Annotated in this window: 18 protein-coding genes; 14 read left to right on the top strand and 4 right to left on the bottom strand. The window is 37.1% G+C overall.

Annotated elements, in window-relative coordinates; genetic code table 11:
* Positions 1–49 precede the first annotated feature (49 nt).
* The gene (locus ORNRH_RS02420) at positions 50–2,206 is read right to left on the bottom strand and encodes a S46 family peptidase (protein WP_014790326.1); all 2,157 of its coding nucleotides are present in this window, start codon (positions 2,204–2,206) and stop codon (positions 50–52) included.
* Positions 2,207–2,380: 174 nt separating this feature from the next.
* Here ORNRH_RS02420 and ORNRH_RS02415 point away from each other — a divergent pair, with 174 nt between their 5' ends.
* The 11 genes from ORNRH_RS02415 to lpxB all read left to right on the top strand — a co-directional run bounded on the left by ORNRH_RS02415 (position 2,381) and on the right by lpxB (position 15,779).
* A complete protein-coding gene (locus tag ORNRH_RS02415) occupies positions 2,381–2,986 on the top strand; it encodes a nucleotide exchange factor GrpE (protein ID WP_243925450.1) in 606 nt (201 codons plus the stop codon).
* Between the two features lie 20 nt (positions 2,987–3,006).
* Complete coding sequence (gene dnaJ / locus ORNRH_RS02410; protein ID WP_014790324.1) at positions 3,007–4,125, top strand: molecular chaperone DnaJ; 1,119 nt, start codon at positions 3,007–3,009, stop codon at positions 4,123–4,125.
* Between the two features lie 151 nt (positions 4,126–4,276).
* The gene (locus ORNRH_RS02405) at positions 4,277–7,657 is read left to right on the top strand and encodes a SusC/RagA family TonB-linked outer membrane protein (protein WP_014790323.1); all 3,381 of its coding nucleotides are present in this window, start codon (positions 4,277–4,279) and stop codon (positions 7,655–7,657) included.
* Between the two features lie 15 nt (positions 7,658–7,672).
* Positions 7,673–9,169 carry a RagB/SusD family nutrient uptake outer membrane protein gene (locus ORNRH_RS02400; RefSeq protein ID WP_014790322.1) on the top strand — a complete coding sequence of 499 codons (1,497 nt, stop codon included), beginning with the start codon at positions 7,673–7,675 and terminating at the stop codon, positions 9,167–9,169.
* A gap of 9 nt (positions 9,170–9,178) precedes the next feature.
* Positions 9,179–10,102, top strand: a complete 924-nt coding sequence (locus ORNRH_RS02395) for a putative zinc-binding metallopeptidase (protein ID WP_014790321.1) — start codon at positions 9,179–9,181, stop codon at positions 10,100–10,102.
* 37 nt (positions 10,103–10,139) lie between these two features.
* Entirely contained in the window at positions 10,140–11,021 is an 882-nt protein-coding gene (locus ORNRH_RS02390; protein WP_014790320.1) for a DUF4302 domain-containing protein, read from the top strand.
* Positions 11,022–11,031: 10 nt separating this feature from the next.
* A complete protein-coding gene (locus tag ORNRH_RS02385) occupies positions 11,032–11,643 on the top strand; it encodes a hypothetical protein (RefSeq protein ID WP_014790319.1) in 612 nt (203 codons plus the stop codon).
* A 34-nt stretch (positions 11,644–11,677) separates the two neighbouring features.
* Positions 11,678–12,892, top strand: a complete 1,215-nt coding sequence (locus ORNRH_RS02380; RefSeq protein ID WP_014790318.1) for a DUF4856 domain-containing protein — start codon at positions 11,678–11,680, stop codon at positions 12,890–12,892.
* A gap of 14 nt (positions 12,893–12,906) precedes the next feature.
* Positions 12,907–13,950 carry a fibronectin type III domain-containing protein gene (locus ORNRH_RS02375; RefSeq protein ID WP_014790317.1) on the top strand — a complete coding sequence of 348 codons (1,044 nt, stop codon included), beginning with the start codon at positions 12,907–12,909 and terminating at the stop codon, positions 13,948–13,950.
* Positions 13,951–13,954: 4 nt separating this feature from the next.
* Entirely contained in the window at positions 13,955–14,569 is a 615-nt protein-coding gene (locus tag ORNRH_RS02370) for a hypothetical protein (RefSeq protein WP_014790316.1), read from the top strand.
* 103 nt (positions 14,570–14,672) lie between these two features.
* Positions 14,673–15,779: a lipid-A-disaccharide synthase gene (gene lpxB / locus ORNRH_RS02365; protein ID WP_014790315.1), complete on the top strand. Its 1,107-nt coding sequence runs from the start codon at positions 14,673–14,675 to the stop codon at positions 15,777–15,779.
* A gap of 65 nt (positions 15,780–15,844) precedes the next feature.
* On the opposite strand, the gene ORNRH_RS02360 is transcribed toward lpxB, so the two are convergent.
* Complete coding sequence (locus ORNRH_RS02360; protein ID WP_014790314.1) at positions 15,845–19,270, bottom strand: glycosyltransferase family 117 protein; 3,426 nt, start codon at positions 19,268–19,270, stop codon at positions 15,845–15,847.
* A 213-nt stretch (positions 19,271–19,483) separates the two neighbouring features.
* On the opposite strand from ORNRH_RS02360, the gene ORNRH_RS02355 reads away from it, so the two are divergent.
* The 3 genes from ORNRH_RS02355 to ORNRH_RS02350 all read left to right on the top strand — a co-directional run bounded on the left by ORNRH_RS02355 (position 19,484) and on the right by ORNRH_RS02350 (position 21,074).
* On the top strand, positions 19,484–19,948 hold the full coding sequence (locus tag ORNRH_RS02355; protein WP_014790313.1) for a hypothetical protein: 465 nt from the start codon (positions 19,484–19,486) through the stop codon (positions 19,946–19,948).
* Positions 19,949–19,974: 26 nt separating this feature from the next.
* Complete coding sequence (locus tag ORNRH_RS12050) at positions 19,975–20,130, top strand: hypothetical protein (protein ID WP_014790312.1); 156 nt, start codon at positions 19,975–19,977, stop codon at positions 20,128–20,130.
* 182 nt (positions 20,131–20,312) lie between these two features.
* Positions 20,313–21,074 (top strand): hypothetical protein, encoded by a 762-nt coding sequence (locus ORNRH_RS02350; protein WP_014790310.1) that lies wholly within the window; start codon positions 20,313–20,315, stop codon positions 21,072–21,074.
* Between the two features lie 67 nt (positions 21,075–21,141).
* Here ORNRH_RS02350 and ORNRH_RS02345 read toward each other — a convergent pair whose 3' ends face one another.
* On the bottom strand, positions 21,142–22,131 hold the full coding sequence (locus ORNRH_RS02345; protein ID WP_014790309.1) for a glycosyltransferase family 2 protein: 990 nt from the start codon (positions 22,129–22,131) through the stop codon (positions 21,142–21,144).
* Complete coding sequence (locus ORNRH_RS02340) at positions 22,128–23,000, bottom strand: lysophospholipid acyltransferase family protein (protein WP_014790308.1); 873 nt, start codon at positions 22,998–23,000, stop codon at positions 22,128–22,130. The genes ORNRH_RS02345 and ORNRH_RS02340 overlap by 4 nt, the downstream gene beginning before the upstream one ends.
* Positions 23,001–23,073 lie beyond the last annotated feature (73 nt).

Here is a 23,073-nt window from a genome sequence, read left to right as displayed (position 1 = left end):
ACCTTAAAGCTAAGATTGTCTATTCTGTAAAAATATGATTTTTATGTATTTATCTCACCAATTTCATTTCTTGGATGAGGTTTTTAGCTCCTGCGAATTTGTCAATCACAAATAATACATAGCGGATGTCTACCACGATGGTTCTTTGTAATTTTTCTTCGTATTCGATGTCGCCACTCATTGCTTCCCAGTTCCCGTCGAATGCGATACCGATGAGCTCTCCATTTCCGCTGATTACTGGCGAACCAGAGTTTCCTCCTGTGATGTCGTTGTCTGTTAGGAAGGCAACTGGCATAGAGCCGTCTGGGTTGGCATATTCTCCAAAGTCATCTGTGTTGTGTAGTTTGATGAGTTGTGTAGGAATATCCCACTCTTCGTCTTTTGGTAAATATTTGCGCATCAAGCCTTTTAGCGTAGTGTAGTAATTGCTTTTTACATCGCTTGGGCGTTTTGGGTTTTCTGGCAATCCGATTACTTTTCCTGTGCTCAATCGCATGGTGAAGTTGGCATCTGGATAAAAGGCTTTGTTTGGCTGAGATGCCATTAGACCTTCTAGGAATAGGCGATAGTTTTTAGCATAAATATCTTTAAGCTCTTTTTGTTCTGCAGGGACATTTCTGTAAGCATTGTATATGCCTTCTGCAAGCATATAAAGCGGGTCGTTTGCCACATCTGTAGGTTTTGCATTTTTAAAGAAGCTAATGATATTAGATGGGCTGGTGAATGCAGATTGATTAAACAAGTTTACAACATAAGCTTTAAAGTCATTATTGTAATCTTTCTTAATATCAACTAGAAAAGCAGGAACATATTTGCTAGAAACATTGTCTACATAGACTTTAAGTGTTGCAGCAAGAATGTCTTCCTCCGTTTTTTCGTTATAAGTAGAGAACTCTTCTTTTAGATTTTGTTCTAATTTTTCAAGAATACGCTCTTTGTTTTCAGGTGATTGTTGATTGTAGAAATCGAATAATTGCCCAAACTCATAAGCTTTTCTAAGTGCCCCACTGCCTTGTAAAATTCCACGAATTAGATAAGTTCTGTTTTTTACAAATTCGTTTCCGTTTTCGTAAGTGTATTTAATGCTTTCTAGAACCTTACCATATTTGGCTTTGCGCTCAGGTGTTTGGTTTACCCAATCAGTAAATCTCTTTTCGATTTCAATTTTTTTACCTTTGGTATTTAATTTTTTCAAAGCCTCGCTCATGCCTATTCTGTTTTTCCAGTAGTTGTCGATGCTAGCGTATTTAGAAGCGTAATCAATCGCGATCTTTCTATCTCTATCCATGTTTTCTTTTATCGCGCTTCTTGCTGCTCCAGCTGCTTCGATCCAAGCAGGGAATTCGATGTCAAGAGCTTGCTCAATACCAAACGAAGTCATATAACGCTGAGTGCTACCAGGGTACCCGATAGTCATTGCGAAATCATTTGGCTGAACGCCAGTAAGCTTAATCGGTAAAGAATATTTTGGCTTTAAAGGCACATTGTCTTTTGAGTAAGGGGCAGGATTGCCATCTTTGTCTCCATAAACTCTAAAGATAGAAAAGTCCCCTGTGTGGCGAGGCCATTCCCAGTTGTCTGTAGTCCCTCCGAATTTACCAATAGATTGTGGCGGCGTTCCCACTAAACGAACATCGGTATAGTCTTGATACACGAAATAGTAGAATTCATTTCCTCCGAAGAAAGATTTAGTTTCTACGATATATTTTCCGTTTTCATTATTTTCATTATCGATGGCTTTAAACTCTGCTTTAATCACAGCTTGGCGCTCATCTTCAGACATGTTTGGATTTAATTTTTTCAAAATTCTATCGGTAGCATCGCCCATGCGTACAAGAAAACGAACATAGAGACTTTCAGGCTTCAATTCCTCTTCGTGAGATTTTGCCCAGAAACCATTGTTTAAATAATCGTTCTCTGGAGTAGAAAGCTCTGCAATTGTTTCGTATCCGCAGTGGTGATTGGTGAAAATCAAACCTTTGTCGGAAACCAATTCACCAGTACAGTAGCCATTGAAGCTCACCACAGCATCCTTCAAACTTGCATTGTTCACGCTGTAGATTTCTTCTGGCGTAAGGTGCAACCCCTCTTTTTGCCAATCGGTGTACTTCAATCTTTCAATAAATGTCATGAGCCACATACCTTCGTCGGCCCAAGCAAGGCTCCCGATTAAGAGCATTGCGATACTAAAAATAGATTTTTTCATATTTTTTTGAAATTATTAAATCGTTTTAAGTCAACAAAACTAAATAAATGTAGGCATATCACAAAAAAAATTAGCTTAAATGCTAAATCAAATAAGATTAATGGCTTAAAAATAGAAAGATTCAGGATTTTAGGCTTATTTTTGCACCCGAAAATTAAATGTAAATCTGCCAGAATGTCACTAAATAAGACTTGGCAAAAAATTTGTCAAAAGCTAAACAAACATAAGTTTATGAACGAAGAAGAAAAATTAACGCCAGAACAAGGCGCAGAAGATATACAAAACGCTGAGAATAACGAATCTGTAGATGCTCAAGAAACTACAGCAAAGGATTTGCAAGAAGAATTGAAAGCTACGCTACAAGAAGAGAAAGATAAATTTATGCGCTTGTATGCCGAGTTCGAAAACTATAAAAAACGCTCTCGCAAGGAGAAAGAAGACTTTGTCTTATTGGCTAATGAGAAATTGCTTTTAGACCTTCTTCCTGTGTTAGATGATTTTGAAAGAGCTATGAAAGAGATTGAAAAATCGGAGGATACACAATTAGTGGAAGGCGTGCAACTGATTCAAAATAAGTTGAGAGAAGTTTTAAGCAAAAAGCACTTAAAGGCAATGGATGTGAAGGCAGGCGATGAGTTTGATGCCGACAAGCATGAAGCCATTACGCAGATTCCTGCACCAGACGATAGCCTAAAAGGCAAATTAGTAGATGTAGTGTCTACGGGCTATACCTTGGGTGATAAAGTGATTAGGTATCCAAAAGTAGTGGTAGGGAAATAAGAAGCGAGAAATAAGATATTATGTCTAAAAGAGATTATTACGATGTCTTAGGTGTAACTAGGACATCAACAACTATTGAAATAAAAAAAGCATACCGCAAAGTAGCATTAAAATATCACCCAGATAGAAATCCAGGCGACAAAGAAGCCGAAGAGAAATTTAAAGAAGCTGCAGAAGCCTACGAAGTCCTAAGCGACGATAATAAGCGTGCTCGCTATGATCAGTTTGGTCATGCTGGCGTGGGCGGTGCCGCAGGCGGAGGATTTGGCGGAGGCATGAATATGGAAGATATTTTTGCCCAATTTGGTGATATTTTTGGATTTGGCGGAGGCTTCGGAGGAGGTTTCGGGGGCGGAGGTGCCCGTGCAAGAGAGCAGCGTGGCTCCAATCTTAGAATCCGAGTGAAAATCAACCTCCGTGAAATGGTAGAAGGCGTTACTAAAAAAGTGAAAGTTACGCGTTTGAAATTAGCCGAAGGGGTGAGCTTTAAAACCTGTCCTACTTGCCACGGTCGAGGTCAGCAGGTGCGCGTGGTAAATACCATGTTAGGGCAAATGCAAACAGCCACAACTTGCGGCACTTGTCGCGGAACAGGGAAAATTCCAGATCATATTCCGCCAGGTGCTAATAATCAAGGTTTAGTAAAAAGTGACGAAACCGTAGAAATCAAAATCCCTGCAGGTGCAAGAGAAGGAATCCAATTGCAAGTGCGAAGAAAAGGTAATGATGCACCAATGGGGGGTGTGCCTGGAGATTTACTTGTAGTAATCGAAGAGGAACCGCACGATACCCTACATCGTGACGGGAATAATCTGCATTATGATCTAAATGTAGGTTTGCCAGATGTAGTGCTTGGAGCCGAGGCAGAGGTGCCTACTGCAACAGGCAAGGTGAAAATTGCAATTGAGAAAGGAACCCAGAGTGGTAAAGTTTTAAGACTAAAAGGTAAAGGCTTGCCAAGTCTTGAAGGCTACGGAACGGGAGACTTGTTCGTGCATGTGAACGCATATATTCCAGAGAAATTGACCAGAGAACAAGAAGAGTTTTTCAAAAAAATGCGAGGAGACGAGCGATTTGCTCCGAGCGAGGAATGTAAATCTAAATCATTCTTTGATCGCGTAAAGAATCTTTTTGATTAGTAATTATTTTATTGAATAATGTGAATCCGCTTAAATCATATTTAAGCGGATTTTTTTGTAAATAAAAGCTTAATAAAAATCCTTATTTTTATTTTTTCTAAATAAAATAAATTTTTAAATTTGTCGCGTTTAGTGATAAGTAATTTATTGAATGGAAAAGAAAAAGATTAATCTATTAGGACAATTTACTAATGTTAGAAAAAATTGTTTTTTACTATTTATATTCTTTTTAGGGCAGTATTTAAGTGCTCAGCAGATATATTCAGGCGTGGTGCTGGATTCTCATAAGCGACCAATTGAGGAAGTCTTGGTAAGTAATTTAAATTCTAAAGAAACAACACTTACCAATAAAAAAGGAGATTTCAGTATTAAAGCAAATGTGGGAGATGTGTTAACTTTTTACCAATTAGGTTTTCAGGAGCTATCTTTTAAAGTTAAAAATTTTACCAGAAAGGACTTTGTTCTTAAAGATGAATCTTCCCTTGCACTTAATGAATTTGTGGTTACGGGATACAAAAAAATCAAAAATCGTGTTTTTACAGGGGCGGCAAGCCAAGTAAAAATGAGCGAAATCAAAATCGATGCGGTTCCCGATGTGTCTCGCCTGCTTGAGGGGAGAGTAGCGGGATTAAATATCCAAAATGTTACGGGAACTTTTGGTGCCGCACCTAGAATCAACATTCGTGGTGGGGCGTCCATCAATAGCAATGTGCAACCACTTTGGGTGATTGATGGCGCGGTGTATGAGGATATTGTGAATTTGACTTTTGATCAATTAGTTTCGGGAGATGCTGTTACGCTTATCAGTTCAGCCATTGCGGGCATCAACCCGTCGGACATTGAGGATATTCAGGTTTTGAAAGATGCCTCGGCAACTTCTATGTATGGTGCGCGTGCACTGAACGGAGTGATCGTTATTACAACAAAATCGGGGAGGAGAAACACGCCTAATCGCATCAATTTTTCTTATGAGCAGGCGGTGCGTCTTCGTCCAAACTATAATCAGTACGATTTGCTGAACTCGCAAGAAACCATGTCGATTTACAACGAAATGCATAATAAAGGCTATTTTGATATGACTTCGGCATTGATGGGCAGACGAGGCGGAGCTTATTATAATTTGTATAAAAGCCTCACGACTTTTAACGAGGCTACACAATCCTATGCACTAGACAATACGCCAGAAAGCATTGCTAATTATTTAAGAAAGTTTGAATATGCCGATACCGATTGGTTCAACGAGCTTTTCAGAATGCGCCCTACGCACACCTTGGCTTTAAACTTTAGCGGTGGTGGCGAAAATAGTGCTAATTACGCATCTTTGGGCTACTACACAGATGGTGGCTGGAGCATTATCGATAAAACGAAGCGACTTACGGCTAATGTGAAAAACACTTATTTCATCAGCGATAAATTCAAAACAAATATTAATATTCAAGGAAACTTCCGAAATCAAAAAGCACCAGGAACTTTTAGACAAAAGAAAAATACAAATATCGGTAGTTTTGAGCGTGATTTCGACATCAACCCGTTTTCTTATGCCTTGAACACCACTCGTGCAATGTTGCCCAATCTTTATTACAGAAACAACTGGGCACCGTTCAATATCTTTAATGAATACGATAATAATTATTTAGATATTAATGTCATTGATTTAAAAATTCAAGGCGAATTAGAATATAAAATTAAGCCTAATTTAGTAGCGAATTTAACTGCCGTAGCACGCCGTGCAAGTACCTCTAGCGAGCACACGGTAAAGAGTAATTCTAATGTGATTTTGGCATATCAAGCAGACAATAATCCAGTGGAGCTTGCCGAAAACATTTATTTGTTTAGAGAAAATGACGGAAATTATAATTTTCCAAAAGTGATTTTGCCCGAAGGTGGAATTTTTAATAAAACAGAAAATAAATTAAAAAATTACTTGGTGCGTCTATCGCTCGACTACGAAAAACAATGGGGCGAAAATGATTTAAAACTATATGGATTCAATGAAATTCGTTCTACCGATCGAGAAATCAACCCATTCAGTGGTTATGGAATGCTTTTCGATAGAGCCAATCAAGTGATTACTTCGCCATTGGTGTTCCAGAAATTACAGACCGAAAACGAGGCTTATTTTGGATTAAGCCGAATCAAAGATCGTGGTGTAACTTTTTCAGGAAATGCAACTTATGGCTATGCAGGCAAATATATCATCAATGCGGTGGTAAATTACGAAGGAGCCAATATCTCTGGGCGTGGAGCGCAATCTCGCTGGTTGCCAACTTGGAATGTGGGAGCTAAATGGAATTTAGATAAAGAAGAATTTATTCAAAAATTGCCAAACCTTAATACTTTAGCCTTGAGAGCCAGTTATGGTTTCACGGCTAAAATGAGCGAAAGTGCGATAAATTCATTAGCTGTGTTTACTTCAGGCGTTACTAATCGTTATCTTACCAAGGAAAGAGAAAATCAATTATCACTTTTAAATCTAGAAAACAGAGATTTAACTTGGGAGAAAATGTATGAGCTTAATGTGGGCTTGGATGTAGGCTTGTTCAAAAATAGATGGAATTTCACCATTGATGCGTATCAGAGAAAATCATTTGATTTAATAGATTTGGTACGCACCTCAGGCATCGGCGGGGAATATTATAAATTTGCAAATTTTGCCGACATGGATACTAAAGGGGTAGAATTTACTTTGAATGCTACACCGATTAAAACCCAAGATTTTTCTTGGACTGCAATGTACACCATGGGGTATTACGACCAGAAAATCACTCGACTTAGAAACACGCCAGATACATTTGATCTAGTAGCGGGTACGGGCAAAGGAAATGTTGTGGGGCGTCCGCGAGGAGGGTTGTACTCTTTCCAGTTCACAGGATTAGACCAATACGGCTTGCCGAGTTTTTATTTTGGCGATTATCCGTTTCAAGGTTTTGAATTTGCCAAAAGTGCAGGTGCCGATTTCTTGGATACAAAATATTCTTTATCTTATCTAAAATATGAAGGAGCCATTGAGCCAAACCTCACAGGTGGTTTTTCAAATACCTTTAAATATAAAAACTTCGATTTATCATTTTTCATCACCTATCAAGTGGGGAATAAAATCAGATTGCAACCTACCTACGATCCAGGTTTTGCCGATTTGAATGTTTTTGCAAATTATTATTTAAACAGATGGCTCAACCCTGGCGATGAATTTAAAACCAATGTGCCAGTGATTCCGTCTAAAGATTTGATAAAACTCGTGGGCGAAGAAAATATTGAGCGTGCATATAATACCTACAATTACTCGCAATTGCGTGTGGCAGATGGAAGCTTTGTGCGAATGAAAAACATTTCGCTAGGCTATACATTTAGTCCAGATTTGATCCAAAAATGGAAAATGCAAGGAGCTAATATCCGTTTGCAAATTACCAATCCGTTCTTGATTTATTCTGATAAAAAACTCAACGGACAAGATCCTGAATTCTTCCGTTCGGGAGGGGTAGCGTTGCCAATTCAGAGACAATGCACTTTGGGGATAAATCTTATGTTTTAAAAAATTTAAAAATCGATGAGAAGATTAAAAATTCAATATATTTTATACGGTATTTTCTTTAGTTTAGGAATGCTGAGCTGTAATGATTTTTTGGACGAGTCGCCAAAATCAGATTACGATATAGAAATCGACGATGTGCAGAAAATCCGTGAAGTTTTAACGGCGGCTTATCCACACGCGAGTTATTATCCGTTTCTGGAACCTCGCACCGACAATGTGGATATTCGCGAAGGAGGCAAATACAATCGTTTGAACGAGGCAATGTTCTATTGGCAAGACTATGACAATGAGGATCTAGACACGCCACTTAATTTCTGGAACGATAGCTACCGTGGCATTGCACAAGTGAATCAAGCACTTGAAAGCCTTAAAAAGTTTAAAGAAAAAACACCAGAAATCACGGCTTTGTATGGCGAAGCCTTGGTGCTTCGTGCCTATTTGCATTTTATGTTGGCAAACATTTGGGCAGATACTTACAATCCTACTACGGCTCAGAGCTTGCCAGGGATTCCGTATGTAACGACGCCTGAGAAAAACGCATTTCCTACCTATTCTCGTGGAACGCTCGAGGAAACTTACAACAAAATTCAAGAAGATTTAGAATTAGGTTTGCCTTTAATTAAAGATAATAATTACAAACAGCCTAAATTCCATTTTAATGTAAAAGCGGCGGCAGCCTTTGCTACAAGATTTTATTTGTATCACGGCGATTGGCAAAAAGTGGTGGATTACAGCGATTATGTGCTGGGGATAGATGCTTTTAATGCCATTAGAAACTGGAATGAATACAGAGATTATAATTTTTCGGTAAATGATTGGTACACCAATAGCCAGGAGAAAACGAATTTACTTTTAACCCCGACAGAAACTCGCTGGAATCGAAATTTTAAGGTCGAGAAATATGGTCTAGACCATAATAAAGTGAAAGATTTATTTAGCAATTTATCCCCAAGCCTAGATTTAAGTTTCTACTATGCAGAAAAAGTGCATGGTGTAGAAAATAGCACAGCAAAATACATTAATAAATTCAGAGATTTCTCAACTTTTGAAAGCACAGGATTAAACCCAAAAGGAATCTACTCAGACAATGTGCTTTTTACGGCAGATGAGGTTTTGCTCAATAAAGTAGAAGCGCTGGCTATGCTGGAAAAAAACGATGAAGCCATTTTAAATCTAAGAAGTTATCTAAAAGCAAAAATGTCCTTAGGATTAAGCAAAGAAGAGATTTTGTATGGATTTAAAAATGCTCAAGATTTATACACATCATCTTTTGATGCAATGTCATTTTTCAAGGCATCGATAGTAGCCTTTGTGTGTGAGCTCCGTCGCAGAGAATTTGTGCACGAGGGCTTGCGCTGGTTCGACATTCGCCGATATCATCTTAGTGTAAATAGAAATCAACCTGGAGATGAGTATAAATTAGATAGAATTTTAAAGAAAGAAGATTATAGAAAAACACTACAAATTCCACCTCTCGCAATAGATAGTGGCTTAACTCCAAACCCTAGATAAAATTTAGTTATGATTCAGATTAAAAATATAAAATATTCAATATTTGCATTGAGCGGTTTGCTATTTTTGGCAAGCTGCGAAGGTTCGGAAGATTTATCTCCCAAAAGCGTGATAAATGTTTCTCAAACGCCAAATTCAGAATTTCAAACTTACTTAAATCAAAATTTTGAAAAGCCATACAATATTGCGGTAAATTACCAGTGGCAGAACAATAGCTCTTTTGATCGCATGCAGCTTTTCCCTCCGAATGAGGCAAAAGCTTATGAAGTGGCAAAAGCCCTAAATGTAATTTGGATCGATTTATATATGCAAGTGGCTGGAAAAGAATTGTTAAAAGAAATGTTTCCTGCCGAGATAAAGCTGTTTGGCAATGCTAATATAGATTCATTTGGCGTTGAAAAGTGGCAGTTGTCGAACGATTCTCCTTTTCCGTTTACAATTTTTAAGGTAGATGATTTTAATAAAAATAATGAGGAATCGATGATTCGCCTTTCAAGAAATGTTCAAAACAATATGGCTAAGCTCATGGCATATCACAAGAAATTTGATTTAGAAGAATTTTCCAATTTAAATTTTAGAAAATATAAGCTAGATGATTTTGGCGAAAAAAAAGAAGCCTCAGAGCTTTCTTCTGTTCCTTTTTATGTTGGCTTTTATAGTTTTTCAGCAGCTCGTTATGATGTGTATGAGGATTTTGCTGAAACAATGAGCGTTTTGCTTTCCTATCCAAAACATGAAGTAGATCAGATGATTGAGTATGCAGCTACACCTGCCGATGATTATTATAAGGAGGTAGAGAGAGCAAGCCAAGCCAAAAAAACATTGGAGGCTAAAAGAGATTTTGTGACTAAATACCTAAAAGAAGAATTTGATATAGACATCAATGTATTGAATTTGCAAAATTTAATTAGACTTAAAAAATATGCTCAATAATATGAAAAACAATATTCTAAATAAACTTTTTTGTGGGATGGCTAGTATATTATTCTTGTTTTCTTGTAATCAAGAGGACGATAGATTTTTTGACCAAACGCCTAGCGAAAGAATCATCTCTGCAAAAGATACTCTAAAACAAACCTTGGTCAATGCACCAAATGGCTGGGAAATGATTTATTTTCCAAATTTAGCCAATAAATTCAACGACTTGTCGAGAAACCTCATTCGTTCCAAAAGTTACGGAGTTATCTTTGTGGAGCGAGATTATGGACAAGGAGGCTTTCATTTATTGATGAAATTTAAAGAAAATGGAGAGGTGGAAATGCTCTCGGATAAAACTTTCACATCCAAAGAAGAAGTCAAAACTAGCCAGTACAGTATTTCGCATAACTCATATACGCAACTCAACTTTATTTCGCCCAATTATATATTTGAAACGATGCAAACAAGCTTTTTGTTTTTTAAAAAAGATGCCGATGGTAGCTTGATTTTCTCTACCAATAAATACCCAAATAATACTAGCGAATACATTGTGCTTAAACCTATTCCCGCAGGAAAGGATTGGGAAGAGGTGATGAAGGAAGTTTATGATACTAAATTGCAGTTTGAGCGAAAAAGAATTAAAAACTTAAGTATCAATAATCCTTATGGCGAGGAAGTTTTTGTAACTAATTTTTCAAAAGACAAACATACAGATGTCAATAAACGATACACCGTGTTTTTAAGAAATATGCAGCCTCATGTGACAGTTAGCAAGTACTATACAGGTTTGGGAAGTGGCTATGTGGCAATGGAAGACGGAATTTTGATGCTGCCAGGCATTCAGGTAAACGATAGTGTGAATTTTACGCAATTCAAGAAAAAGGGAAATAGTTATGTAGCTTCTCAAAAAGGATTTCAAGCAATAATTTATTAAAAATAAAAAGATGAATTTTTTAAAATATTTAGGAATAATCATTGCGTTTTTCGCATTTGTGCAATGCAACGAAACGGCGGAGGATTTGCCTGCGGAAGATTATCGTGCACTTTTTGGAAATAAAAAAATGCCCCCTTCCTACATTGGGTATGAAACGATGCCAAAGCTCCCGTGCGAGCCCCAAATTAGTGAGGAAGAATACATTTATCCTGGTAAAGAAATTGCCGAAAAACGAACTTATAAAGTGACTTTAACTTTTTACTATTTGGAGAAAGAATATTATGGCGATGAGGTGAGCTCAAATCCTAATTCCTATATCATGGTTCGTTATATAGATGAAAACAAAAAATTAAAAATCTTAAGAACCTACGATGACGAGGATGTGGAAGCAGAATTCAAAAATGGAGAGAAAAAAGAAATCACATTTCAAGCAGAGTCAGGATTCCCATTGTATTTAGGAATTTATGGAGCGGGGTACAATAGTTTTGAGATGAAAGCGACTATGCAAGCAACTTCTACAGATGGATTGATCGTAACACCAGAAATTAAATATGAAAATAAATTCAGAACAGATGGTTATAGTAACGATTTTGGATTCTGTGAAAAAATAATTTTACCTTAAAAAAACAAATAAATTAGATTTAAAATATTTTATTATGATAAAGAAAACAATTTTAGCATTAGGAGTATTAGTTGGAGTATTTAGCCTTAATTCATGTGGCGGTTCAGATAGTGGGACTGAGACCGTAGTTAATGAGAAGAAGAATAAAGATAAAGTAGATGTAAGTGAAGATTATAAAAAATTATTCCCAAACAATGCTTTAAGCGAGGGAAGACGTGTGATTGATAATCTACTTAGCTTAAATGATTTAGTAGATAGGACAGCCTTTTCAAATAAAAAAGAGTTTAATGAAAAATATGAGTTTGTTTCTAGTTCCCCTCTTGGAAATATTTCAGCTAAATCGATGACAGCATCGTCTTCAGATTTGTTTAAAATGAATCCTGATTTGCAGCAAAAGGTATTAGGGAAATTTAATCAAAGTGTAGAGCAATTAATTAAGCTTAATGGCCATAAATGGGAGACTGCAAGCGAAGGGAAAGTTGGTAAAGTAGGCTCAGAGAAAGGGAAAGATATTCGTTTTATAAATGAAAAAGGAATAGAAATCTCTGAATTAGTAGAAAAACAAATTATGGGGATAATTTTTCTAGACCAAATCCTAAATGAACATCTCGGAGATAATGTAATGAAAAATACAGAGTTAAGGGACAAAAATGCAAAAAGACAATTCTTGAGAGGAAAGCAATATACAGAGCTAGAATATCATTGGGATATAGCCTATGCTTTGTTGGGGAAAGAAAATAGAGATGGAACCCCTAAATTTATTGCCAATTATATGGTAAATGAATTTCAAGGAGCTGATTTTATGAGAGATGTAGATAAAAAAGTAACAAAAGCTTTCAAAGTCGGAAGATTAGCATTAAAAGAAAGAGATTATACCAAGCTTGAAGAGCAAATTGGAATCATAAGAGAAAATCTTTCATTGCTTTTTGCCACTCGTTGTGTGCATTACTTAAAACAATCAAAGCCAAATTTAGGAGGAGAAATTACAGGTGGAGAATATCAAAAAGCTTTTCATGAGTTGTCAGAAGCTTATGGATTTTTGTATTCCTTCATAGCAACTCGTAAAGCAAATGGTTCTTTTTATATTGATAATTATGAAACAATAGAATCCTTGGCGTCGGAAATGATAGGAGTAACAGGTTTTTGGGATAAAAATAACCTAATAGGAGTTGACGGTAACGGAGCATTGAACCGAATAGCTAAAAGAATTGGAGATATTTTTGGTTTTGACTCAGATTTAATATTATAAGTTTATAGATCAATATGAAAATTTTAAGACTTTTCTTATTTCTATTTTTAAGCCTTCAAGTAGCCATGGCTCAAGATAATCTGCTCCCTAATGGAGATTTTGAGCAAGGATTGGAAAACTGGTATTCAAATCAATTTGAACTAAATAATACCGGCGGAAGAGGTGGCGGAAAGTATTTAAGCACCGAATATCTGGGATTTTATGATTACCCCAGCGTAACTACCAAAAAACTTAAAATCGAAAATGTTGCAGGGCAGAAAATAATCATTAGTTTTTGGGTGTCTACAAACACCCCTCTCGATAAAACTTCAGTTAGAATCAGAGCTACCAAAGACGATGGTAATGAGGAATATAATATGGCCGGAACAAGCTACAATACAATCAAAGGTTTTACTATAGAGGAAGAAGAAAGGGGGTGGAAAAAACTAGTCAAAGAGCTATCAATCCCTGAAAATATTGCCTATTTAAACTCTTTTAAAGTTCAGATACAGCAATCATACATAAAATTAGACGACATTCAAATTTACTACAAAGAACAAAAGGCAACTGCCCCAAAGGACTTCAAAGCAGAAAATATTTCTCAGCGTAGTGCCAATCTTACTTGGAAATCCCAAAAAGGAAAGACTTATACATTGCAAATAAATGGGGAGGACATTACATTGCCAGAAAATAGCCATTCATACAAAATGGCGAATTTGGAGCCGAGCAAAAAATACAAGGCAAAGCTTTGGGCAACAGATGCTCCCGATTTAGTAGCAGAGCTTGAGTTTACAACCTTGGAGGTTAAAGTACAAAGTGAGTTGGGGAAAGCATTCCCATATTTGGAAAATGTGAAGAATAACCGAGCGCCAAAAACTTTCAATTATAATATTGTGGATTTGCCAGGTGTTCAGATTAGCAAAGTGCAGGTTATTTTCAACGGAATAGAGGCAGAAGTAGATGCACAAGGAAATGTTACCTTGCCAAGTTTTGTGGAGGGCAACATGAAGGTTGTCGTAACGCAAACTGATGGTAAAGAGACAAAAATTAATTACTATAATGTAATGATAGAACGATAAGATTATGACTAAAAATATTAAATTAATAGGATTTTTTCTATTTTCAATTTTAGGGTTGTGGGCGTGTAATTCGTCTGAAGATTTTTTCAATACACCAGCAATCAATACAGAGGATTCTGTACAGCTTTTTGTGGGGAACACCAAAAGTTTAGCCCTGAGTGGAGGAAACGAAGTTTTTGAAGTTAATTCAGAAAATCCTTTGGTGGCAAAAAGCAGTTTTGCAAACGGAAAGTTGAAAATTGATGCCTTGGCAATAGGCGAAACCAATGTTGTGATAAAGTCAGGAATCAAACAAAAGAAAGTTCGAGTGTTAGTGCAAAAATCACCCGAAATTGGGATTTTTTCGGAAGATAAAACCATTGCGACTTTCGTTTATTCTCTGCAAACCGACAATGAGTTATGGCTCATGAATGCTACTCGCCCTGCAGATGCCAAAAAGCTATTTATTGCCGATTGGGATTGTGAGGTGAAAGCAGGCGAAACGACTATTATAAATATCAAAAAATCAGATTTTCCTGAATTGTCTTTAGGCGAAATTTCAGCAAGTGTAGATTTCGTTACAGGAAATAAAGCAGGGCTTAAAATAGGAAATGTAACTTTGGTCTTGCCAAGAAATTAAGAATTTTGAGCATTTTTATTATATAAATCCTTGGGGCAACTCAAGGATTTTTTAGTTAAATCAAATATATTAATTAAGTTTGTAAAATATACTTTGTTAAAATATGAAATACTACATCATCGCGGGGGAGGCTTCGGGCGATTTGCACGCGGCAAATCTCATCAAAGAAATTAAAAAAAGAGACCCCAATGCGGAGTTTAGAGCTTGGGGCGGCGATTTGATGCAAGCGCAAGGTGCAAGCCTTGTAAAGCACTATCGTGATTTGGCTTTTATGGGATTTGTGGAGGTGGTGATGAACTTAAAAACCATTTTAAAGAACATTAAATTCTGTAAAGAAGACATCAAAGCTTGGCAGCCCGATGAGTTGATTTTGGTAGATTATCCAGGCTTTAATCTTAAAATTGCTCCCTTTGCCAAAAAGCTTGGAATCAAAGTGATATACTATATTTCTCCCCAAGTCTGGGCGTGGAAATCAAGCCGAGTGCATGCGATTAAAAAGTATGTAGATAAGATGCTTGTGATTTTGCCTTTTGAAAAAGACTTTTATCGAAAATATGATTATTCGGTAGACTTTGTGGGGCACCCATTGCTCGATGCCATCGCACAGCGAGAGGTGAGCGATGAGCAAAGCTTTAGACAAAAATGGGGACTCGATGACCGAAAAATCATCGCTCTATTGCCAGGTAGCAGAAAGCAAGAAATCAAAACCAAGTTACCGATTATGCTTTCAGTGGTAAAAGATTTTCCCGAATATCAATTCGTAGTAGCAGGTGCACCTTCGCAAGAGCGGGCGTTGTATGAGCCATATCTCACCGAAAGTGTGAAATGGGTAGAAAATCAAACTTATGCTTTGTTGCAACATTCTTATGCGGCACTAGTAACCTCGGGAACGGCAACGCTCGAAACAGCTTTGCTTGGCGTGCCAGAAGTGGTATGCTACAAAGGCAGTAGAATTTCGTATGAAATCGGGAAACGATTGGTTAAAAACATAGAATACATTTCATTGGTCAATTTAATAATGAATCGTGAAGTGGTAAAGGAGTTGATTCAGCAAGATTTAAATTATAAAAATTTAAAAATAGAATTAACTAAAATCTTGGGTGGAGCATCAAGAGCAAAAATGCTTGAAGATTACCAAAAACTGAGAGAAGTTTTGGGAGGAGCAGGTGCTTCGGCAAGGACGGCAGAAATCATTGTGGATAAAAAATAATTAAACACAAAGAAAAGGCTTTCAATCATGATTGAAAGCCTTTTCTTTTTAAAACTATCTCTAGATTAATTTTCTCTCGGGTCGATGGAATTCATCATTTCTGTCATTTCTTTGAATTTCCTTTTAGCATATGTGCTATCTATTTCCACTGCAAGACCAAGCATACTGCGTTGCAAAGACAAGTCGGTTGTGAGGTTTTGTACATCTTCCTCGCTCATATTTTCAAGTCCTACTTGTTTAGCTTTCTCGGCTAATTTATTTAATCGGTTTTCGAGCGGAGTATAGTAAGCTTCAAACACTTTTTTAGCCGCTGCAGTATCTTTTTTATAAGTTAAATAATAATCAATCATATTGGCGGTTGCATATTGCTCTTCTCCGATCAATCGTTGATAATCGCTGTGTACACTTGCCTTTTCGTACGGTGGGAGAGAGTTGTAATAAGCCATTTCTTCCTGATTTTGTTTTTGTAGAAAATCGGAAAGTGCTTTAGCCTTTTGGTCTTCGCCCAATCGGTAATACAACGGAATGAATCCGTACAACGAAATTCCGTCTGAAAATTCAGTATAAGGGATTTTTTCTTGCATTAGAGCGATGAGTTTTTTGGCTTTTTCGTTTTCGCCTAATTTTACTAAGGCTTCGCTGGTTCTCAAAACAGCATTTCTATAAGTAAGGATATTCTGGCGGCAAGTTTCGTCAAAATAAGCACTTGTGTCGTTAAAGTTAGACCACTCGTATTTCAAAATGTCGTTATACATTTGGTTGGCGTCTATAGTGCCCACTTCTCCATTAGAGCCTTTTGGCGTTCTGATAGGAACAAACTTATAAGTAAATCCTTCAAATTCTAAATAATCGCCCAAATAGAAAATATTGGCAGGGTCATACAATCCTCCACTAGAGAAGTAAATGCTTCTGTCCCATTTGTAGTTTGCCATAATGTCTAGTATGAACAATTCACTCTTGAATCCAATTTGTCTGTTAGGTAGAGTTACCACGACATTCGGAACAATTTGTTCTGCTTGGTAAGGGGCTACAATTTTATTTTTAAGTACCGCATTTTTATCTACTGGGATAATGATTTTATTGGTAGGCAAAACATTATCTACACCACCACGGAATAATTGTTTTAAAACTTCTACTAAATAATTTTTAGTATTATTTTCTTTATTCAAAATCCAATTCATGGCTTCCTTGGCAGTCATTCCATTCTCATTGTAGTTTTTGATTTGGTTTAGGGCACTCAGAAACTCAGGCGAATTTTGTGTGGCATATTCATGAAGTTGTTTAAATAAATCATCATCAAGAATTATGATGCCCTCGTTTACACCTTGTCGGTAATCTTCCTCTGTCATTTGAGAAGGGAGAGGCATGGCATCGTAAGTGCGGCGTTGTGCTTGTGAGATGTTCCATGGCGAACCTAATAAGGTGTAGTTTGCAATTTTTACATCCGTGCGGAACATAGCTGTTTCCTGCAAGCCCCAAAGCGGATAAGTATCATTGTCTCCGTAGACAAATAAAATGGAATTTGGATCTAAATTTACTAAATAATTGTAGGCTAAATCATGCGCAGCACGACGATCGGCACGCGTGTGGTCGTCCCAGTTTTCGAAGCCCATAAGCAATGGTGCTACAAGCGTTAAACCACTTACTAAAAGTGCATTTTTAGGATTTATTTTTTGTTTTAATAAAGTATAAATGGCTAAAACACTCATTCCAATCCAAGCGGCAAAGACATAAAAAGAAGTCACCACGGCATAGTCGCGCTCTCTTGGTTCAAATGGCTTTACATTGGTGTAAAGCAGAATCCCTACACCTGTTAATAAGAAAAGGGAAATCAGGGCAAAGTTTCTTCCCCAATCTTTATAAAATTGGAATAAAAATCCGATTAATCCTAAAATTAATGGAATTGCAAAATATACATTTCGTGCTTTGTTGTCTTTAAATCTAGTAGGTAAATTTTCCTGCGAACCACCTACCAGAATATTATCGATGAAATTAATCCCCGTGATGGTGTTTCCTTTGGTAACTTCCATGTTTCCTTGGTAGTCGTTTTGTTTTCCTACAAAGTTCCAGCCGAGATACCTTAAGTACATGTACCCAATTTGGTAGTTCAAGAAAAACTGAACATTTTGCCAGAAACTTGGGCGTTTAAAATGTGTAACCTGTTTGCCAGTTATAGGATCATAGGCCTTAGTTTGTTCGGCAGGTCCCATGAGAGCCTCGTAATTGGCTTTGGATTGTGGGTTGTACATACGGGCAAACCAACCGATTTGGTCATCATTGTACACATAATCCTGTCTGCGTCCCACTACTTCGTAAATGCCTTTGGCTCTGTTTCTTTTATAGATAGGACCTTTGTCCACCATTTTATAGCTTCCATCTGGATTTCTTTTCACACCATTTGGATCTTGATGTGCTGTGTATAAAGGACCTACAAAAACAGGCCAATCGCCATATTGTTCACGATTGTAATAATCCAAAAGCCCAATCGCATCATCAGGGTCGTTTAAGTTCATGTGCGGATTGGCGTTGGCACGGATCGGAATCACAAGCCAACTAGTAAAACCGATTAGCATAAATAAAATCGAAAGCACCGCAGTGTTGGCTGTTACCCAATTTTTTTGTTTGGTATAATATAAAGCTCCCCCAAAAACGGCAGCAAGAATAATTGTAGCGGCTACCGTACCAGAATTAAATGGCAAGCCTAAAGAATTGACCATGAAAACTTCTAAATTTCCGTAGAAAGCCATGGTGTAGGAGAAAATCACTTTGAACACAAAAACAAACACCGCCAAAGTCACAACATTGGCAATGATAAATGATTTCCAAGTGAATTTGTAATGTCTAAAATAATAAAGGTAGCAAATCGCAGGCACCGTTAAAATCGCCATCAAGTGCACCCCTGTGGATAAACCAATTAATAATGAAATTAGAACCAACCAACGGTTTTCTCTCGGTTCGCCCGCGGCATTTTCCCATTTACAAGCCAGCCACAAGAGTAGAGCGGTGAACATAGAAGCCATGGCATACACTTCGCCCTCCACGGCAGAAAACCAAAATGAATCCGAAAAAGTGAACGCCAAAGAGCCTACTACGCCAGCGAGCATAATCACCCAAATATCGGTTTTGCTCAACGCGTGAGTTTTGGTTTCTTTGCTTTTGTCTTCGCCGATTTTTACCATAATTCTACGCGCAAAATGCGTAATCGTCCAAAAAAGGAATAATATGGTAAAAGCACTACTCAGAGCCGAAAGTGCGTTAATTAAAATAGCGTAAAGATTTCCGTCGCCAAAGGCTAAACCAGACCACACTGCCCCCAATAGTTGAAAAGTTGCCGCGCCTGGAGCATGCGTTACGCCCAATTTAGACGAAGAAACGATGTATTCCCCACAGTCCCAAAAACTCAATTCACGCTCCATGGAACTCAAATAAACGATGGCAGCAATGGCAAACATCAGCCAGCCTACCAGATTGTTCAATTTTTTGAAATTCATTCGATTTTATTTATTTGATGCGAAAATAAGAATATATTTTTTCTTAGGCAGTTTTTTCTTTGGATTTTATGCCACAGACTTCTAGTATCGCAAAAAAAAATTATATTTGTGAAACACGAAAAAATTATGATTCAATGAATCGGGAAATCATAAGGATGTATATACTTAATGATTAAATAAAAGAGAAGTTTAATTTTTTAAAACCAAAACAATATGAAAAAAGATTTATTAAGCCTTGAATTTTCTACCGAGGATTTAAAGAAAATAGACGATGCCCTGAAAGCGGTAGAAGAGGTGTTGAAAGGCAAAACCCGTAACCTTACCCCCGAAGAACGCAAGCAATTTGGCAGAATTGCCGAGCAAAACAAGCTCTTTGTGCAAAAAAGCAAAACCCTAATGGAGCAGTATCCAGAGTATGTGCCTCCGTTTGTAGACAAAGCGGAGTTCGACAAAGATTATTCCACGCGCGAGGTAATAGAAAAACGCCTTCTGCGTTTGGAAAGCATCACCGAGCAACTCTCTGATACCAAAATCCTTTTGGATAACGACAACTATACCGCCGCACTCACATTCTACCGCAACATTCGCTACCTTAGTGGCGAGAATGCGCCTGGCACTACGAGCATTGCACAGGAGTTGTCGCAATTTTTTCCTCGTTCTAAAAAGAAAAAAGCATAAGACGCTAAAAATACCCCTTCTGAATAATGAGTAAAGACAAGGGGGTGAAAAGTTTGGGTAAAATGCCAAAACTTTTGATTACCCCAACGAAAGATTTGATTACCCCAACGAAAGATTTGCCTAAAACAATGAAATTTTTAGCTTCGGTAGAGAAAAATTTAGCCCTTAAGCCTAAAATTTAGCCTATGGCACCCAAAAATTTCGATAGTTCAGTCAAAGATTTCGATACTTGAGCTAAAAATTTCGATAGTTGTTGAAAAGTTTTCAATAAATCAATGAAGATTTTGGTAGACCTGTCTAAAAATTTGGGCAATGTGCCTAAATTTTTTGATGAAAATGTAAAAATATTTAAATACTTAAAAAAATGAAACGAATAATTTTAATCACCCTTAGCGCAATTAGCCTTTGGGCGTGCGATAAACAACACAAGAAAACCGATGCCGAGGAAATGCACTTAAAAGGTAAAGTAAAATCCGTAAAACAAACAACATATAAAGCCGTAGAGAAATTTGGACAAGTAGAAAGAGGGAGTGAGAGTGGATTTAATAATGATAATTTTTATGTTGTTTTTAATGAAAAAGGGAATTGCATAGAGGAGGTTCGTTATAATTCAGAGGGTAATATAGATAGAAAATCAACTTTAGCGTATGATGAAAAAGAGAATTGTATAGAGAGGGTTCGTTATAACGCAGAGGGCAGTATAGATGAAAAAATGACTTTAGCGTATGATGATAAAGGGAATAAGATAGAGTGTGTTTTTTATAATTCAGATGATAGTATCTATAGTAAAAGTACTTATGCCTATGATGAAAAAGGGAATTGCATAGAGGAGGTTTGGTATAACTCAGAGGATAGCATAGATGTTAAAAGTACTTATTTCTATGATGAAAAAGGGAATGTGAGGACAGTGGTTTGGTACGACTCAGAGGGCAGTATGACGAGAAAAAATATTTATGATTATGAAGGTAACCAAATACAGGTAGATTATTATAATTCAGAAGGTAAGTTTTATAGGGAAACCTATACCTATGAGTACGATACCCACGATAATTGGATTAAGAAAATAACCTATAAAAACGATAAAGCCGAAAGTATCGCAGAGCGTGAGATTACTTACTACGAGTAGGTATATTTTATTTTTTTAAGGTTGGCTCCCACGCCGCAGGCGTGGGAACTTTTTTATAAATACAAGGCTAAAATAAATCCTTCATATATTTTTTGCCTAAAATAAAATATTGAAAAGGCACCAAGCGTTTTGCCCAAAACTTTCGTTGAGTTTTTTGTCTTTTCTTCCAGAAATGTCCTAGCTTTTTATAAAAATCCATATGCGCAAAAAAGATGGCTTTTAAGTGGTTAAATCCCTCATAGCGCCAGAAAACAAGGGCTGTGATTCCGTCTAAAACTAGGCGGGAGAAAATCACGGGAAACACTTTGTATAGAGGTAAATTTTTCTCCAACATAAAGAGGCTATTTCGGAAATTTAAATAAGTTTTGCGCGGGCTGTTTTTTTGCAAAGTGCCACCACCCACATGGTACACCGTAGAATGTCCGCAATACAGAATTTTGTAGCCCAGATTTTGTAATCTCCAGCATAAATCAATCTCTTCCATATGGGCAAAGAAATCGGCATCAAAGCCACCCGCTTTCCAGAAAACTTCGCTACGAATAAATAGGCACGCGCCAGACGCCCAAAAAATGGGGAGCACATCGTTATACTGATGTTGGTCTTTTTCCAATGTCCAGAAAATTCTACCACGACAAAACGGATAGCCTAAGTTGTCTAAAAATCCACCAGCTGCGCCTGCATATTCAAATTGATCTTTTTGATTATAATCTAAAATTTTAGGTTGAACAGCCGCCAAAGTTTCATCTTGATTAAATAAATCCAGCACGGGAGGCAGCCAGCCTTCAGAAACTTCGACATCGGAGTTGAGCAAGCAAAATAAATCTGCCGAAATATGTTTTAGTCCTTCATTGTAGCCGCCAGCAAAACCATAATTTTGAGCATTTTGAACGATTTTTACGCTCGGGAAGTTGGTAGACAGAAATTCCACATCGTCATCGGTAGATGCGTTATCTATCACATAAATATCAGCTTGCTCGCTATATTTTAGCAATGATGGTAAAAAGGCTTTTAGCCATTTTTTTCCGTTCCAGTTCAGTATTACGATGGCAGTTTTCAATAGTCTATTCCTCTTTTATATTTCCAGCGACGATGACTCCAAAGCCAGTTGGCAGGATCGGTTTCAATGTTTTTTTCTAAGGCTTTGTAGAATAAATGCACAATTTCGTTTGGTGCAAAAGATTCATTTTCGGGCATTAATCTCTCAAACGAAAAGATATAATGTCCGCGTTTTGGTTTAGATATGTTTACATACACCACACCATAATTTAGTTTTCGGGCTAATTTATCAAACCCAATGAACACGGGCGTTGTTTGGTTCAAGAAATCCAAATCATAATGAATCATACTACTATGCGGACTTTGATCTGCAACAAACAAAAAGGTGGAATTTCCATCATTGGGCGTTTTCATCATCACGCGGGGCGTTTCCTTCATGTCAATCGCGTGCGTGTTAAATCGCTCACGAGATTGTCGCATAATATCATCAATCTCCTTATTACTCAGTGCATGGTACACCGCAAAGGTGTTTGGCGTAGGCAGATGATGCACCGCCCCAATGAGCCATTCCCAATTGAAGATATGCCCACAAAGCAACATACAGTTTTTATTTTCAGCCTTAATTTGTTTTAGGATTTCAAGATTTTTAAACTCAATACGCATGTCGAGCTCTTTTTGTGAGATTTTCAGAGCACGCACTGCCTCCACTGCATAGTCGCACAAGTGTCGATTAAATTTTTTAGCTAAAGATTGAATCTTTTTGTCTGAAAAAGTGGGGAAAGACGATTTTAAATTTTCAACAACCACTTTTTTTCTATACTGAACAAAATAAGTTTGAATAAAGAATAAAAAATCAGCAAAAATGAACAAAAGCCTTGTCGGAATTTTTGCTAATAAAAAAATGATATGTTTAGCGATTTTTAAAAACATGAGAACAAAAGTAAGGATTTAAAATTTACCACAGAATACAAAAATATTTGAAATGAAGTTAAATTAAATTTTC

It is taken from the genome of Ornithobacterium rhinotracheale DSM 15997 (assembly GCF_000265465.1).
Classification (GTDB): Bacteria; Bacteroidota; Bacteroidia; order Flavobacteriales; family Weeksellaceae; genus Ornithobacterium; species Ornithobacterium rhinotracheale.
This window is presented reverse-complemented; position numbering and strand designations above follow the sequence as displayed.